This is a genomic window from Bacillus carboniphilus (genome assembly GCF_039522365.1).
Taxonomy (GTDB): Bacteria; Bacillota; Bacilli; order Bacillales; family JC228; genus Bacillus_BF; species Bacillus_BF carboniphilus.
Genome location: NZ_BAAADJ010000063.1, coordinates 147,737 through 163,595, shown reverse-complemented (window position 1 = coordinate 163,595; position 15,859 = coordinate 147,737). Strand labels below are relative to the sequence as shown.

Genomic DNA, 15,859 nt, shown 5'->3' with positions numbered 1-15,859 from the left:
ACGAATACTTTTTTTGTCCCATTTTTTCCGCCTCCCCATTACTAACTTTAACATGTAACAAGTGTGCGGACTTCTAAAAGTGTCTACTATATAGGTACATTATCATGTCAAATGTGCGAATTCAGACAAGTTTACAAAATTTTTTTTTACCCAAGGTAACTCCCAAAGGTAGATGGCTCTATACATTCTCCGCATAGTCTCTTCATTGGCGAAAATTGGCGAAATCTGCTAAGGTTAAAAAATGGCCATTTTTAAAGGCCATTTACCTATATGAATCAATTACATAAATGATCAAATCATTTATTTTAGGGTCCCTACGTTCAGTAGGTCTTTCTATGAAAAATAGAAAGTTATGAAATTGATTCATAATAAGTAAAGAACGGGAAAACTTATAAGTAGCAATTATAAGTGGAATTATCAAAGAGAGAGGAACATACTATGAAAGCTATTTCTAATGTTTTTTGGATTTCAGTTGCGATTGTTCTCGCAGCTGTCATATTTGGTGTTGCGGCACCAGACAGTTTTGAAGCTGCAACGAGTAATGTACAAACCTTTATTACGTCCGCCTTCGGATGGTATTACCTCATTATCGTGACGGTTATTGTGATTTTTTGTGTTTTTCTTATTTTCAGTCCAGTTGGGGCCATTAAGTTAGGAAAACCTGATGAAAAACCTGAGTTTTCTAAAGCTACTTGGTTTGCCATGTTATTCAGTGCTGGAATGGGGATTGGCCTTGTATTTTGGGGAGCAGCAGAACCGCTTTCTCATTTTATGAATCCTCCGTTAGCTGAGGGTGGAACAGATGAGGCGTATAAAGAAGCCATGAGGTATACCTTTTTTCACTGGGGGATTCATGCCTGGGGAATTTATGCCATTGTGGCACTCGCGCTAGCCTATTTCAATTTCAGAAAAGGAGAGCCTGGACTTATTTCCGCAACGTTAAAACCTGTATTAGGAAAGGAAAGAATGGAAGGGCCACTGGGCACACTTGTTGATGTATTAGCTGTATTTGCAACGGTGATTGGAGTTGCCACCACATTAGGTTTTGGTGCCACGCAGATTAACGGAGGGCTATCCTATTTATTTGGAATCCCTAATAATTTCATGGTTCAATTGATGATTGTGGTTGTCGTGACGGTATTATTTATGATCTCTGCTTGGTCCGGACTAGGAAAAGGAATCAAAATTTTAAGTAATGTCAACATGTTTTTAGCCATTGCTTTGGTGGTCTTAATGTTTGTAGTAGGACCGACGATTTTAATTCTTAACATCTTTACGGATTCAATCGGTGGCTATATTCAAAATATTATTCGAATGAGTTTCCGGATTGCACCTTTTAATGAGGAGCACCGTTCTTGGATTAACGATTGGACGATTTTCTATTGGGCATGGTGGATTTCATGGTCACCATTCGTCGGAATCTTTATTGCCCGTGTATCTAGAGGTAGAACAATCCGTGAATTTATGATTGGAGTTTTATTACTCCCAGCCTTAGTAAGCTTTTTCTGGTTTGCCGTCTTTGGTACATCTGCTATTGAGGTTCAGAAGCTAGTTCCTGCTGATCTCTCGCAACTGGCAACGGAAGAAGTCTTGTTTGCTATTTTTAATGAAACCTCCTGGTCTACAGTTTTATCAATTGTAGCCATTACACTAATCGGTACCTTCTTTATAACATCTGCGGATTCGGCTACATTTGTTCTGGGTATGCAAACAACGAACGGATCTTTGACACCAGCGAATTCTGTCAAGATGACATGGGGAGTTGCACAATCTGCTGTTGCATTAGTCTTATTGTACAGTGGAGGATTACAAGCGCTCCAAAATGCGCTGATTGCCGCGGCCTTTCCGTTTTCGATTATCATGGTTCTGATGATGGTATCGATGTTTAAATCGTTAACGAAAGAGAAAAAAGAACTTGGGTTGTATTTAAAACCGAAGCCTCGGAAAAAACAGCCTGAAAAAGTGCAGTAGGATTCAGATTTTGGTGCCTGCCCCCTGATACGATACTAGGGGGCAGGCACCTTTTTCTAAAAAAAGGAGATTATCTCTATGAAAGAACAATTGATGAAAATGTTGGTAGAACGAGAACGTGAGATGATTGAAATCCGCCGTTATTTACATGAACATCCTGAACTATCTTTTCAAGAGGAAGAAACAGCAGCTTATATTGCTGATTTTTACAAAGGAAAAGATGTGGATGTCGTTACGAATGTGGGGAATGGTTATGGAATAGTTGTGACGATCAAAGGTGGCAAACCCGGTAAAACAGTCGCACTTCGGGCTGATTTTGATGCACTTCCGATTAAAGAAGAGTTGGACGTTCCTTTTAAGTCGAAAAATGAAGGGGTTATGCATGCGTGTGGACATGATGCTCATACGGCTTATCTACTTGTTTTAGCGGATTGTCTGATTCAACTAAAAGACGAAATCCATGGTACCGTAAAAATTATTCATCAACATGCCGAAGAGGTGCCACCAGGTGGGGCAAAGAGCATCGTTGAAGAAGGGTATTTGGATGATGTGGATGCTATTTTTGGTATCCATGTTTTACCGATGGCTCCAGCTGGGACCGTTGGCTATCATAGTGGATATTCCTTTAATGGCCGTGCCTATTTTAAGCTGAAGTTACAGGCAAGTGGTGGGCATGGTTCTTCTCCACATAAGGCGAACGATGCGATTGTGGCAGGTGCCTATTTTGTCACAGCGGTCCAAACGATTGTGAGTCGCAGAGTGAATCCGTTGAATGCGGGGGTTGTGACGATTGGATCCTTTGATGGTAAAGGGAGTTTTAATGTAATCAAAGATAGTATTGAAATTGAAGGAGATATTCGGTATTCCAATAACGAAACGAAGGAAGTCATTAATAAAGAAATTCACCGAATCGTGAAAGGGATTGAAGTCCAATTTGGTGTCACATGTGAACTAACGTATGAACCTGATTATCCTCCGTTGTATAATGATCCCGAATTGACTTCATTTGTAGCCGACACTTTAAAACAGGTGGAGGATCAAGATATTAAAGAAGTAGCAGAATTTCCTAAAATGGCACCATCGGATGACTTTGCGTACTATTTGGAAATGGTTCCGGGTACTTACTTTTACATTGGATGTACGCCAAAGGGAGTAACAGAACCGTATTTCAATCATCACCCTAAATTTGATATTGATGAAGATGCAATCCTTGTCGCAGCCAAAGCGGTGGGATATGTTGTTTCTCGGTATTTAAACAATGAGGGAGAGGAATCATAAGTTTTGGTAAACCCTTCCTCCCGATGTTCGCGCGGCCAATTTTCTCCTAAAATATGATATTATAGTAGGGTTATATTGCGGCATCAAGGGGGTCAGACTATGAAATTAAACAAAGGCATCTTTTTTGTACTGTTAGGTGCAGCATGCTTTGGGTTTACACCGGTATTTGCAAAAATGGGATTTAGCTACGGCTATTCACTTGGACAAATTAATATTGTTCAAATGCTTATTTCATTTCTATTATTATGGTCTTTCACCCTTTATAAACGTACTAGTTTCAAAGGGATTACTAAGAAAAATGTACTCCCCATCATGATGACCGGTTGTTTTATTGGATTAACGAGTGTTTTTTATTATGGTTCGATGCAATATCTTCCTGCTTCATTGGCGATCATTTTAATGTTTCAGTTTGTTTGGATTGGAATCATTTTAGAGTGGATTTTTAGTAAAATGAAACCTGCTCCTATTACCGTTTTGTCGATTATTTTCATTCTAATTGGAGTCTTCTTGGCTTCTAATATCATAAATGGAAACATGCAACAACTTCCTTTTAAAGGTTTTGTTTATGGAGTTCTATCCGCTTTCACTTATGCGGGATTTATTTTTTTCAGTGGAAAGGTAGCTGTTAACGTGGATCCATTGGCTCGAAGCTCTATCATGGTTACAGGGTCCACTATTTTAATCCTGATTCTATTCATACGTGACCTGCCAGCTGTTCTCCCGCTAGAGGAAAACCTGTTAGCAACTGCGGCTGGCGTTTCAATATTTGGAGCAGTCCTTCCGCCGTTATTTTATGCGGTAGGGGCACCTCTCGTATCGGGGGGAGTCGCCAATATATTAACTTCAGTTGAGCTTCCAATAGCAATCCTATCTGCTAGTATTATCTTGTCCGAAGCGGTAACGCCTCTTCAGTGGGTAGGGACGGCTATTATAATCATAGCAATCGCATTAAACGAACTCGGTCCTAGCTTCCGAATAAGAAAGCACACCATCTCTGGATAAAATAGAATATAGTAGTGAAATTTTGGTGCCTGTCCCTTTGATTTTAACGTCCTTGGGGTAGGCACCTTTTTCTATAAGGATGACTTAAGATTCAAAGGTAAACACATATTAACAATTAAGGCTATCTAATGTAGGAGGGGTTTCCATGGGGCTATTTGAAGTTTTAACTAAAAAAAAGGACAATGGCGAGGAACTTAAAATTGAAGAACTGTCCTCTGATGATTTAAGAAAGCTGTATATTGAGGAAAATAAAACCGATTTTATGATTGCAGATCTTTTTAATGTAAAAAAATCAAAAGTAACCTATCTGCGTAGGAAAATGGGAATATCTATAAGAAATGCCATGATTGATGATTACCTTGCGAATCAAACAGAAGCAGCGGAAGTAAATAGGCTAGTTAAAGAAAAGATTCTTGTAGAAGACAATATCGACATGATTTCGAAAGCTATTACACACTTTGCTTTTCGCAATGGTCCCGTTGAGGATATGCATGCAGACCCTGACAGTCAACTTTCTGATTCTGACATGAAAACATTAAACAAGTATATGGTGAATCGCTTAGCCTATGTTTTTACACTAATCATCGAAAACCGGAGGATGGAATTTGATTATTTAATTAAGAATCTAGATTTTTGGGCGGGACACAACTGGGATAAAGCAGAGCCAGATGATGGTGGGATTAGAGAAGAATTTGAAGAGGCAATGAGAAATATGAGAAATTTTAGGAACTGATCCTGGGTTTTAGGCTACCTTTAAGCAGTTACTTTCATTGATTTTAGAACTATCTGGATTATAATGGGGATAAATACGGGAGTGAGGGGACGGAGAAATGCTTACATTCTTAATTTGTCTATTTGTAATTGTGGTATCTGTTCTGAATACACTTTTGATCAAGTCTGAATTAGAGCGGTTGTTTCGTGAAAAGAAGGGTGTTTTTATATTTCATATATGTAATGTGCTCTTTATTTTAATGGTGGCTTTTGCGGCATATGCTGTCGTGACTAGGTATGTGTTGGGGAGAGAATTAGATTGGGTGTTCCAGATGGTGATTCTCTTGTTTACGATTTTACCGATTTATATTTTGGGGCACTTTGCATTTGAGAAATATAAATTGGTGAATCGGAAATATAGTACGGCTGAGAATGGGAAAGTTTTAATTATTAGTGAGAAATACTTGAAGAAGAAAAGGCGGCCGAATCGGTTTAGGAAATATAATGAGTTTTAAAAGTTGGTGCCTTAGCTGAGTATGAGATTGTACTGGCGGGAGGCGCTTTTTTATATTAAGTGGCCAGCCACAGCACATTATAGTGAATGTAACTGCGGCAGGCACCTATTTGCACTATATTAAGCTTCAGCACGCTGATTAGAAGTGCGAACTAAATTGTTCTCTCTTGTAATAGCTGGTCTTGTCAATGAGAAGACGGCACATAATAAAGAAATCACAACAACGAAACTTCCAACGTAAGCCGTGTTGGTGACCGTATCTGTGTGGTTTAATACAACGCCGCCAATTCCGGATCCAAGCGAAATTCCAATTTGCAGGGCGGAATTGTTGAAGCTTTGCTGAATATCCGAAGTAGCGGGATCGGTTTGAATTAAATAGCTTTGCTGTGGTGGAGCAAGACTCCAGCTTAAGGCTGCCCAAATCATCATAACCGGAATAAATACAACAAGGGATGAAGTCGCGAGCGGAAGCAAGCCTAGAACAATGGCAAAGGCACTGATAACGATGACGATACTTTTACGCGGACCAATCCAATCGGAAAGCGTTCCACCAAAAGCTCCGCCAGCTACGGCTGCAATCCCAAAGACGAAATAGCAAATACTTACCCAAGTTGGATTTAAATGAAGATCGTTTTCTAAAAACGGCGTGAAATAAGCGTATAATGTGTAATGTCCAGCTAGCATGAACATGGTAGCCAGATGGGCACTTCCGATTTTCGCGCTACCAATGGCCTTGATTTGTTTGGACAGAGGCATCGTTTGTTCTCCTGGAATGCGCTCCAAAAATACGGAAATCAGCACCATGGAACCGATGGATAATACGGCAATCCCAAGGAATAGGACACGCCATCCAAAGTGGTCAGAAATCAAGACTCCAACAGGTACGCCTAACACTAGGGAAGAGCTAATCCCCATATAAATAAGGCCCAATGCCTTGGCACGGTGGGTAGGCGCTACGATTTTGGCCGCAATCGTTAGGGAAAGCACAACGATTAAGGCTGTACTTGCTGCCGTAAATATCCTCGCAATCATCATGATGGCGAAATTGGGACTGAAATACGTTACGATATTTCCAATAAAGAAAATGAAAAGGGAAATCAGATACAATTTCTTCCGTTCAATTTTACTAGTTAACACGAGCAAAACCGGCCCAGCAATCGCATAGATAAGTGCAAAGACCGAAATCAGTTGTCCGGCCGTACTGATGGAGATGTCAAGGTCCGCGGCAATGGTCGGTAATATCCCGCCAACAATTAACTCAACGAGTCCAACTGCAACCGTAGATAATGCTAATATAAAAACTTTTGCATTCATTTTATGTTACGTCCTTTCTAGATGGTTTAAATATATATAGGTTTTAAGAGGATTCTGGAAAAAACAAAAAAAATCCTGATTACAAAAAACGAGTTGACTCATTTTCTGTAATCAGGATTTTAAGGTTCCTGGTAGAGACCCTCCAGCCATATTCTAGAGGTTATACAGTTAAGTATTAAGTTTGATAGATTCACTTTTGGAATTTTACTATGGTTTGTTCAGTATTGCAAGTGAAAATTTTTCTATTTCGTAAACCTGTGTGGCCAACCCCAGTTAAATTGCAGTGGGACAGTAAACCTGTCCCCCTGTCCCTTTACCCTTTTAATAATCCACCTCGTAGTTCAGTTACTCCAAATTCTAGGTAGGCTTTTAGACAGGTTAGGACAAAAACCCATCCTTCTTTGTTGTCTAGGATTTGGTGGATGAAGTTAGGATCGTTTTCATTAAAGCCTTCTTCAACGATTTGAATTTTGGTACTAGAATCGTCCAACTCATTTAGTGTGATTGTCACTGTGTGATCTTGGCCACCTGCAAACACGATTTTCTTATTTTCTTCGACTTCAACAATATCCACTTGGATTTTGGCATTGTATAAATCATATTCTAATGTGATGGTCTTTCCTGCTTCCCATCGTTCAGAGCTAGAGGAGAACCAAAAGTTTCCGATTTTTTCAGGATCTACGAAGGCTTCGAATACGTCGCGAGCTGGTTTTTCGATTTTGAATGTGGTTATGTTGTTCATTAGCAAATCGCCCCATTTCGTTAATTAGTACAATATTAAATATATCAAATTTTCAACCATTTCTAGTAATGAACTTAATATTTGGCTACTTAAAAAGTATGACTAGGTTTGCTAGGTATTGACTTAGTTGTGGCCAGGCTCATCTACAGGTCAGGTGGGACAGTAAACCTGTCCCCCTGTCCCATTCTCTTCTTCAAATTAATGGTTTTGAATCTATCATTTCAATCTTAATTTGGTAGGCTTTCATGAAGACACCTCTTTCTTCAATCTACTATCCAGTATAGCACTCTGTGAAATTATTTAATCTAGAAAAGGTGAATAGATACCTTTCTCATTCTAAAGTTGTAAACCAAATCATACCATCTTCCGAAAATTTCAGTCACATGATATGGTAATATTGAACTAGTAATTTTATCCTATTTTATTAACATATAATCATGCCATTTTATTAAAAACTAAATAGAGAGATAGGTGTGGAAATGGAATTTATCATTTTAGTTGTGATCTTGGCCATTTTGGGGTTTATGTATGAACAACTGTCACGTCGGAAGGTGAGAGAAAAGCCGATTCTCGGTCAGATGGTTGATATGGGAGGTCACCGTCTTCATGTGACAGATCGTGGGGAAGGTGGGCAAACGGTGGTCATTATTCATGGAGCGGGTGATTCCTCTTATTCGTGGAGACATATCATCAATGAGCTGTCCAAGTCCAATCGGGTCATTACCTTTGACCGTCCTGGTATGGGTTCAAGTGATGCTGGACCAGATCCAAGTCCGGAGCACACTGTCAAAGAAGTACACGATTTATTGGAAAAACTAGAGGTTAAGGGACCTTATGTTCTCGTAGGACACTCATTAGGAGGATTGATTTCCCGCCTGTATGCGATGGAATATCCAGATAAAGTGGCTGGATTGGTCTTTTTAGATTCAACTCATGAGTTTCTGATAGATGATGTAAAATTTAAACAGGGATTTGCTGCTCTAGGTGTGATGCTGAAGATATTGAGAGGACTTTCTCCATTTGGTGTTCCTCGATTCTTGGGCAATGTATTGGGAATCCTTCCGATGTTTGGGAGTGAGAAATCCTATTATCGTCAGCAAATTAGCCCAGCTGAATTTAAGCAGTGGAAAGAGATGGTTTATCAAATTTTTGCAGGGAAGGCTGCAGGTGCTGAATTTAAAATGGCTAGTGCACATATTGAAGTGGCTGCCTCCTGTTTGAAAAATTGTAAGGAGAAGCCTCAATTTGGTAACTTACCGATTGCAGTGGTGAACAATCCGGGCTTTGGCGATAACTGGACAGAGATGCAGAAGGAGCTAGCTTCCCGTTCAACGAACCATTTCCACAAGATTAGTGACCGAAAAGGACATAGCTTACAAATGCCACGTCCTGAGTATGCGCTTGAAGCGATTCATCATGTCGTTGAACAAACTCAATTAAATAAGTAGAAATCTAAGTGATTGCCTCCCGATCTGTTAACAATGAACGGGAGGTTTTTTGAAGTTTTGTAGAGCTAGATGTGGGACAGTAAACCTGTCCCCTTGTCCCTATGATTCTACCCTTTTAAGTTTGCGAAGTTTTTGGTATGGTTATAGTGGTTGTTAAAGTATAGAAAACGCTTTCAACCAATCTAACGAAATTATAAAATATAAAATTCTATTGGGGTTCAGAAAAACCCTGGGAGGACAATCATGATTACAGACAAAATTCGCGTAGAAAAAGATTTTCTAGGTGAAAAACAAGTTCCAGCGGATGCTTTATACGGAATTCAAACGCTTCGAGCAGTCGAAAACTTTCCTATTACAGGCTTTAAGATTGACAAGAATTTAATTGTCGCAATGGCCATGGTGAAAAAGGCTGCTGCTTTAGCCAATATGGATGTTAGCCGGTTGTATGAAGGGCTTGGTAAATATGTAGTCCAAGCTGCAGATGAAATAATAGATGGAAAATGGCATGATCATTTTATTGTAGACCCCATCCAAGGTGGAGCGGGAACGTCTATCAACATGAATACAAATGAAGTGATTGCCAACAGAGGTCTTGAACTGATGGGGAAGGACAAGGGAGACTACTTCCACCTAAGCCCAAACTCTGTCGTGAATATGGCACAGTCTACGAATGACTCGTTCCCAACAGCGATTCACATTGCAACCATTAACTTGCTTCATAAACTTCTAGAAACGATGAAGGATATGCATAGAGTATTCGAAGAGAAGGCTGAAGAATTCGACGATGTGATTAAAGTGGGTAGAACACATCTACAAGATGCGGTGCCAGTCCGACTTGGTCAAGAGTTCCAAGCCTATAGTAGAGTAGTTGGCCGAGATATTAAGAGAATTACAAATACGATTGAAAATTTACTTGAGGTGAACATGGGGGCAACCGCAATCGGAACTGGCCTCAATGCAAACCCTAAATATATTGTAAAAGTAGTGGAGCATCTAGCTGAAATCACTGGATTGCCATTGCAAAATGCTGAAAATCTAGTAGATGCAACGCAAAACACGGATGCTTATGTAGAGGTATCAGGTGCATTAAAAACATGTATGATCAACATGTCTAAAGTTGCTAATGACCTACGCTTGATGGCATCTGGACCGTATGCAGGTTTAAATGAAATCAACTTACCTGCGCGCCAACCAGGTTCATCCATCATGCCAGGTAAAGTAAATCCAGTTATGCCTGAGATGATCAACCAGGTAGCGTTCCAAGTAATCGGGAATGATCAAACCATTTGCTTGGCATCAGAAGCTGGTCAGTTTGAATTAAATGTAATGGAGCCAGTCCTAGTCTTTAACTTGCTGCAATCCATTAACATCATGAACAACGCATTCCGTGCCTTCACAGACTACTGTCTATCCGGAATCACAGCAAACAAAGAAGCATTGGAAAAGAAAGTCGAACAAAGCGTCGGCCTCATCACAGCGGTAAACCCTCACTTAGGCTATGAAGTCGTATCACGAATTGCTCGTGAAGCCATCCTAAAGGGTAAACCAATCAGAGAACTATGCTTACAATATGACGTCCTAACAGAAGAAGAACTAGACCTAATCCTAGACCCATACGAAATGACCAAACCCGGAATCGCGGGAGAAGCACTGCTCGATCGGAACTAGGTGGGACAGAGGGGACAGGAACCTTGTCCCACTTTTACCTGCGAGAGGGTAAATTAGTGTGTGATTTTAGTAGATTAGTGTTTTTATTAACTTTAAAAGGTGTTTTCCCGGCTATTTTTCGGGGAAGCACTCTTTTTTATTGATTTGTGTGTTGGAAACGAGGTGTAATAGCGTTCAGGTGATTGTTTACGCGCGAAATTTTTAATTTACGCGCGAATATCTCGCAAATGCGCGCGAACTCACATGGAATGCGCGCGAACACTCTCGGAATGCGCGTGAACTCACTTGGGAATGCGCGCGAACTCATGGGATGCGCGCGAACACCCTCGGAATGCGCCCGAACACCCTTGGGATGTGCGCGAAATCTTGGAATACGCACGAACCCCCAAAAATACCGCAAATATCTGAGTGCCCCCCAACCGCATCCAATAACAAGCACTTTTTTCATATATAATGAGAAGAAATCAGCGAGGAGGCAAACAAAATGACCCCTTTTACACAGCGAATAATTACCATAATCAAAAATATCCCAGATGGGAAAGTGATGACCTATGGGCAGGTTGCCGAACTCGCCGGGAATCGAAGGGCAGCCCGCCAAGTAGTCCGGATTCTTCATTCCATGAGTCAAAAGCATGGTCTACCTTGGCATCGTGTCGTAAACGTTAAAGGACAGATTGTGATTAAAGATGATGCGTCCTATTTTGAGCAAGTGGCCACCTTACAATCTGAAGGTGTCGATGTAAGCGATGAGGGTTTCATCAATTTAGAAAGGTACCAATGGAGGAGACAGGAACATGCGTCCCATTAACCTTTTATAGTATAAGCGGGGAAGGACTGTGCCTCTAATGGTTACTTGTATTAAAGCTCTTTTTGCCCTCGTTCCTCAGTCAGCTCGGTTGCATGTAATTTAATAAAGATATTTGTAATGATTTTCGAAATTAAAAAAATAATACAATACAGTAGGAACAGGTGAAAAAAATTAACTCCCCTGTGCAACTCAAATAGGTGGTGTAAGGTCAAAATAGGCTTAATAATAAAGGAAAAAAATGCTGCTAAGATTGCAGTATAAAGATAATAATTTTTATTGTTTTTTAATGTCCACTGGTAAACCAGCATAAAAGAGATTGGGACCAGAGTGGCGTCTAACGCGATACTACCAGGAATAAAAGGAATCAGCTCATATGGGTAACCCCAGAAATTATATTTCCTACCAATGGTGTCAATATAACCAAACCATACGTGAATATTAAATCCATAAAAACCAAGGAAGAACATAATACGTCGATCGATTACAAAATATAGAGTCACTAAGGGTCCAACGAAGAAGAATAGTAAAAGGACCCAAAATTGCCAAGTTCCTAAATGAGAGTATTGAAACCAGTAATCTATTTGTAATTGAGTTAATTGGTCCTGAACTGATTGTATTTTATCGTACATTTCCGTCTGTTGCTTTCCCATGGGTGTCCCCTATTCTATTTGGTATATTTTTATTGTGGTTATACACTTTATAATTATGTATAAGCCTTGGTAGGTTAATGAAATTAATAGTCCTTTTTTGGCATATATATTCCTCACTTTCTTCCTTTTACTATATAATTGAGAAAAGTGTAAATTTTATAACAAGGTGTTGGAAGAATGAGATCGCTCTTAAAAAGTGCTTACCAGTCAGACCATGCACTTGAAGTTATTTTTTCTTCTTTGCGATGGTTTTTTTTAGTATTGTCCATTGTTGTTTTTAGCCTTCAATATTTTGAAAATCCAGTTCAATTAAAATTGAACCTATTTATATATTTAGTGATTTTTGGGATTTTATATATGGGTGTTTCCGATTTTTATTTACATAAGTCATCGGCAGGGTCAAGGATGTATAACCTGATGACAAAAGGTGGACCCCTGTTTGACTTTATTGCCTTTTCTGCACTTGTTCCTTTAACAGGCGGTACCGAAAGCCCACTGTTTCCATTGGCCTATTTAATCATTTTGCATGTGGCTGTCTACTGGAGATTTCTAGGTGGAGTAATTGCTGCCTTTCTTTTTATTTTGGTTTACTCGATTATTTATTTCGTACAAGCTTCAGGTGTGTACACTTTAAATGGATTCATCCCTTATTTTAGCGACGTTTTCTTTCTGTTGCTAATTGGTGGTTTAGGTGGAATTATTGTTTCGAGAGAGAGGAAGCATCATTCTGAAAAGAACGTGTTAGCGGAAGCTGCCAATCGTGACTATCTCACGAATCTATTAAATCACCGCTCCTTTCAAGAAGATTTACGAAAAGATCTAGAAAAACATGTGGACTTTTACTTGGTCCTTACCGATATCGATAAATTCAAATCCATCAATGATAGGTATGGGCATGTGACGGGTGATAAAGTGTTGCGGGAAATTGGCGCAATCATGACCTCCATGCTTCCTAAAAAACAAGGAAAAGTATACCGCTATGGGGGAGAAGAGTTTGCCCTCATTCTTTATAGCGACGACCAAACTAAAGTGAACAAACTTCTAGTCGAAATCAAACAAGCAGTTGCAAACCATCATTTTTACTGTGAAGGAGAAGCCTTTTCAATAACCATGAGCTTTGGAAGCTGTAAACAAAACGGTGAATACCCAGACCAACTAGTAGAAAAAGCAGACAAACTCCTCTATGAGGCGAAAAACCAAGGTAGAAACCAAATCGTCTACCCAGGCTGAGTGGGACAGAGGGGACAGGAACCTCTGTCCCACTGGCCGAAACCAGCTAGTCGCATTCGGTCCACTACAAATAAAGAACAGCAATCGAGCTGCACGTAACATGTCAAAAAAAAAGAAAACTACCATTACCAGGTAGTTTCCCTTATTAGTATATTATCTCTTGTTACAGCCACAGGAACCATAGCCTGCTCCTGGAGACATAGCGCCAGCGACTTGACCTGGTCCCGGACCCATTCCCATACCTGGAGAATAGGCTCCAGCAACTTGACCTGGTCCTGGTCCCATTCCCATGCCTGGCCCCATACCCGGACCCATTCCCATACCTGGTCCCATGCCCGGTGAATAAGCACCTGCTACACTTGGCCCTGGTCCTGGACCCATATTAAAGTTTTGGCTAGTTACTACGTTTTGTACGGATTGTGTTTGTGGGAAATAGTGTTTGTTCTGAACGTTAGTATGATTAACGAGTGTATTATGTGTTGGGTGAATATGAGGTTGAACGACGTTATTGAATGTGTGCTGAACACATTGTTTCGTTGGATGAACAATCGCAGGTAAAACCTGAGAAGGTTTACAATACATTTTCTTTTCCCCTTTCATGAGTTAGTACATTCATATAGTATGTACACACCTGTATGTTTGTACTAATGAATCCACCTATATCTGTGTATTTGACGGATATTTTTCATAACAACTAGAAAAAAAGGTTCTTCCGTTTTTCTTATAGAAAACAGAGGAACCTTCTATTAAGGAAGAACAGATTCTTCCATTATCCTTTCACCGCACCCTCGGTCATCCCTTTCACAATATGCCGCTGGAACATGGAATAGAAAATAATAACCGGAATCACTGCAATAGTCAGACCTGCAAATAACACACCCCAGGCACTATTATATTGGGCGTTGGTGCTGATTAAATCCATTTGAACACCCAACGTATTTTTACTATCCGTCTGTAAAAGAATCAACGCCATAAAATATTCGTTCCAAAATGAAATGGCATTCAAAATGGAAGCTGTAATGATCCCCGACTTTACAAGAGGAGTGACGATTTTTAATAGAATGCCATAGGGACTCATCCCATCAATGGACGCGGCTTCTTCCAGCTCCCGTGGTACGGTTCCCATAAAGCTCACTAAAATAAAAATGGTAAATGGAATGTGGGAAACTGCATACACCAACGATAAAGCCACTAGGTTGTCTAACATGTTGAGCTTCATCAACAAGAAGAACAAGGGTATCCAACCGAGAACGGCGGGAATCATCATGGAAGAAAGGTATAGATTTAATAAAACATCGCTTCCTTTAAAACGAATGCGGTCCAGCGCATACGAGGTGGGAATCGCAAAAATCAAACACAAAACCGTCCCTAACACGGTCACAAACAATGTGTTCATAAATGCCGTGCCAATATTAAAATCTGTCCATGCTGAGACAAAGTTTCCTACATTAAATGTTTCCGGTAACGACCAAGGGGAGCGAAAAATTTCTGCATTTGTTTTGAAAGCGCCAAGGAACATCCAAATGATAGGAAATACCACAATCACAGACCAGATGAGCAGAGGGATTCGAACGGTTAGTTTAGCTAAAAATTTGATGGCAGCCATTTTCTCACTCCCTAATATTCAACTCTTTCACGTTTAAGTAAAAATTGCATAATCAAAACGGTAGCCAATGATACGACTAAAATAAGTACACCGATGGTCGCACCATAACCAAATTGAAAATCCTCAAAAGCCTTTTGGTAAAGGTAAGACCCCATCACTTCTGTAGCATTTCCAGGACCACCATTGGTCATGACTTGTACAAGTACGAAGGAGCCATTTAAAGAGGTGATGACAATATAAATGATGGAAGTTCTAATTTGTGGCCATATCAATGGTACCGTGATTCTCCAAAACTGTTGCCACTCGCTCGCTCCATCAATCTCTGCAGATTCATATAAGTTCCTCGGCACATTCATTATGCCGCCCATTAAAAGCAGCATGAATAATCCAATCCCTGCCCAAATTGCGACTATCGTTACGGCTGGCAAAGCCCATTCCATTGTTCCTAGCCATGGTCTTGTCCATTCTACTAAACCGATTAACTCTAGTAAACCATTCACAAGTCCCATATCAGGGTCATAAATGAACTGCCAAAGGATCCCGATGACCACGACAGACATGATGTTGGGGAAGAAGAAGACAATGCGATAAAAAGGAGCCTCTTTAATTTTTAGCTGTGTCAACGCAACCGCGAAGAAGAGGGACAACAACATAATGCCGATCGCTTTTGTGACAACAAAGAAATAGTCGTTGAGAATCGTCTTTGGAATCACGGAATCATTCCATAGTCGCTTGTAGTTATCAAAGGCAATGAAATCTTTCACAGCACTTGTCCCAGACCAATCAAAAAAAGATAAATAAACCCCATTGACCATTGGATACAGGGTGAAAATGAGAAACACGATAAAGGTAGGTAATAAACAAAACGCTAAAAATAGATATTTTTGCTTTTTGGACTGAACCATGTCCATCACTTC

At 40.1% G+C, this 15,859-nt stretch carries 15 protein-coding genes and 1 riboswitch; of the genes, 9 read left to right on the top strand and 6 right to left on the bottom strand.

What is annotated here, in order from left to right; translation table 11 throughout:
* The first annotated feature begins 438 nt into the window (after positions 1–438).
* The 5 genes from ABDZ91_RS20220 (at position 439) to ABDZ91_RS20200 (ending at position 5,477) form a co-directional block, all read left to right on the top strand.
* Complete coding sequence (locus tag ABDZ91_RS20220; protein WP_343803294.1) at positions 439–1,971, top strand: glycine betaine uptake BCCT transporter; 1,533 nt, start codon at positions 439–441, stop codon at positions 1,969–1,971.
* Positions 1,972–2,049: 78 nt separating this feature from the next.
* Positions 2,050–3,249 (top strand): amidohydrolase, encoded by a 1,200-nt coding sequence (locus tag ABDZ91_RS20215; RefSeq protein ID WP_343803291.1) that lies wholly within the window; start codon positions 2,050–2,052, stop codon positions 3,247–3,249.
* A 99-nt stretch (positions 3,250–3,348) separates the two neighbouring features.
* Positions 3,349–4,251: an EamA family transporter gene (locus ABDZ91_RS20210; RefSeq protein ID WP_343803288.1), complete on the top strand. Its 903-nt coding sequence runs from the start codon at positions 3,349–3,351 to the stop codon at positions 4,249–4,251.
* 145 nt (positions 4,252–4,396) lie between these two features.
* The gene (locus ABDZ91_RS20205; RefSeq protein WP_343803285.1) at positions 4,397–4,984 is read left to right on the top strand and encodes a hypothetical protein; all 588 of its coding nucleotides are present in this window, start codon (positions 4,397–4,399) and stop codon (positions 4,982–4,984) included.
* A 97-nt stretch (positions 4,985–5,081) separates the two neighbouring features.
* Positions 5,082–5,477 (top strand): hypothetical protein, encoded by a 396-nt coding sequence (locus ABDZ91_RS20200; protein WP_343803282.1) that lies wholly within the window; start codon positions 5,082–5,084, stop codon positions 5,475–5,477.
* 119 nt (positions 5,478–5,596) lie between these two features.
* On the opposite strand, the gene ABDZ91_RS20195 is transcribed toward ABDZ91_RS20200, so the two are convergent.
* Together ABDZ91_RS20195 and ABDZ91_RS20190 are read right to left on the bottom strand one after the other, a co-directional pair.
* Positions 5,597–6,790, bottom strand: coding sequence for an MFS transporter (locus ABDZ91_RS20195; protein WP_343803279.1), 1,194 nt, complete (start codon positions 6,788–6,790; stop codon positions 5,597–5,599).
* Between the two features lie 88 nt (positions 6,791–6,878).
* A riboswitch (purine riboswitch) is annotated at positions 6,879–6,978 on the bottom strand.
* A 125-nt stretch (positions 6,979–7,103) separates the two neighbouring features.
* Positions 7,104–7,532: an SRPBCC family protein gene (locus ABDZ91_RS20190; RefSeq protein WP_343803276.1), complete on the bottom strand. Its 429-nt coding sequence runs from the start codon at positions 7,530–7,532 to the stop codon at positions 7,104–7,106.
* Positions 7,533–8,011: 479 nt separating this feature from the next.
* Here ABDZ91_RS20190 and ABDZ91_RS20185 point away from each other — a divergent pair, with 479 nt between their 5' ends.
* The 3 genes from ABDZ91_RS20185 (at position 8,012) to ABDZ91_RS20175 (ending at position 11,456) form a co-directional block, all read left to right on the top strand.
* Positions 8,012–8,980 (top strand): alpha/beta fold hydrolase, encoded by a 969-nt coding sequence (locus ABDZ91_RS20185; RefSeq protein WP_343803273.1) that lies wholly within the window; start codon positions 8,012–8,014, stop codon positions 8,978–8,980.
* Between the two features lie 243 nt (positions 8,981–9,223).
* The gene (gene aspA, locus ABDZ91_RS20180) at positions 9,224–10,648 is read left to right on the top strand and encodes an aspartate ammonia-lyase (protein WP_343803270.1); all 1,425 of its coding nucleotides are present in this window, start codon (positions 9,224–9,226) and stop codon (positions 10,646–10,648) included.
* A 484-nt stretch (positions 10,649–11,132) separates the two neighbouring features.
* Complete coding sequence (locus tag ABDZ91_RS20175) at positions 11,133–11,456, top strand: MGMT family protein (RefSeq protein WP_343803267.1); 324 nt, start codon at positions 11,133–11,135, stop codon at positions 11,454–11,456.
* Positions 11,457–11,506: 50 nt separating this feature from the next.
* Here the strand turns inward: ABDZ91_RS20175 and ABDZ91_RS20170 are convergent, their stop codons facing one another.
* Positions 11,507–12,106: a CBO0543 family protein gene (locus ABDZ91_RS20170; protein ID WP_343803264.1), complete on the bottom strand. Its 600-nt coding sequence runs from the start codon at positions 12,104–12,106 to the stop codon at positions 11,507–11,509.
* Positions 12,107–12,283: 177 nt separating this feature from the next.
* Between ABDZ91_RS20170 and ABDZ91_RS20165 the strand changes: the two genes are divergently transcribed.
* Positions 12,284–13,336 carry a GGDEF domain-containing protein gene (locus tag ABDZ91_RS20165; RefSeq protein ID WP_343803261.1) on the top strand — a complete coding sequence of 351 codons (1,053 nt, stop codon included), beginning with the start codon at positions 12,284–12,286 and terminating at the stop codon, positions 13,334–13,336.
* Between the two features lie 153 nt (positions 13,337–13,489).
* Here ABDZ91_RS20165 and ABDZ91_RS20160 read toward each other — a convergent pair whose 3' ends face one another.
* The 3 genes from ABDZ91_RS20160 to ABDZ91_RS20150 form a co-directional block, all read right to left on the bottom strand.
* Complete coding sequence (locus ABDZ91_RS20160) at positions 13,490–13,918, bottom strand: CotD family spore coat protein (protein WP_343803258.1); 429 nt, start codon at positions 13,916–13,918, stop codon at positions 13,490–13,492.
* Positions 13,919–14,105: 187 nt separating this feature from the next.
* Positions 14,106–14,942, bottom strand: coding sequence for a carbohydrate ABC transporter permease (locus ABDZ91_RS20155; protein WP_343803255.1), 837 nt, complete (start codon positions 14,940–14,942; stop codon positions 14,106–14,108).
* A gap of 11 nt (positions 14,943–14,953) precedes the next feature.
* Complete coding sequence (locus ABDZ91_RS20150) at positions 14,954–15,847, bottom strand: carbohydrate ABC transporter permease (protein ID WP_343803252.1); 894 nt, start codon at positions 15,845–15,847, stop codon at positions 14,954–14,956.
* Between the last annotated feature and the right edge of the window lie 12 nt (positions 15,848–15,859).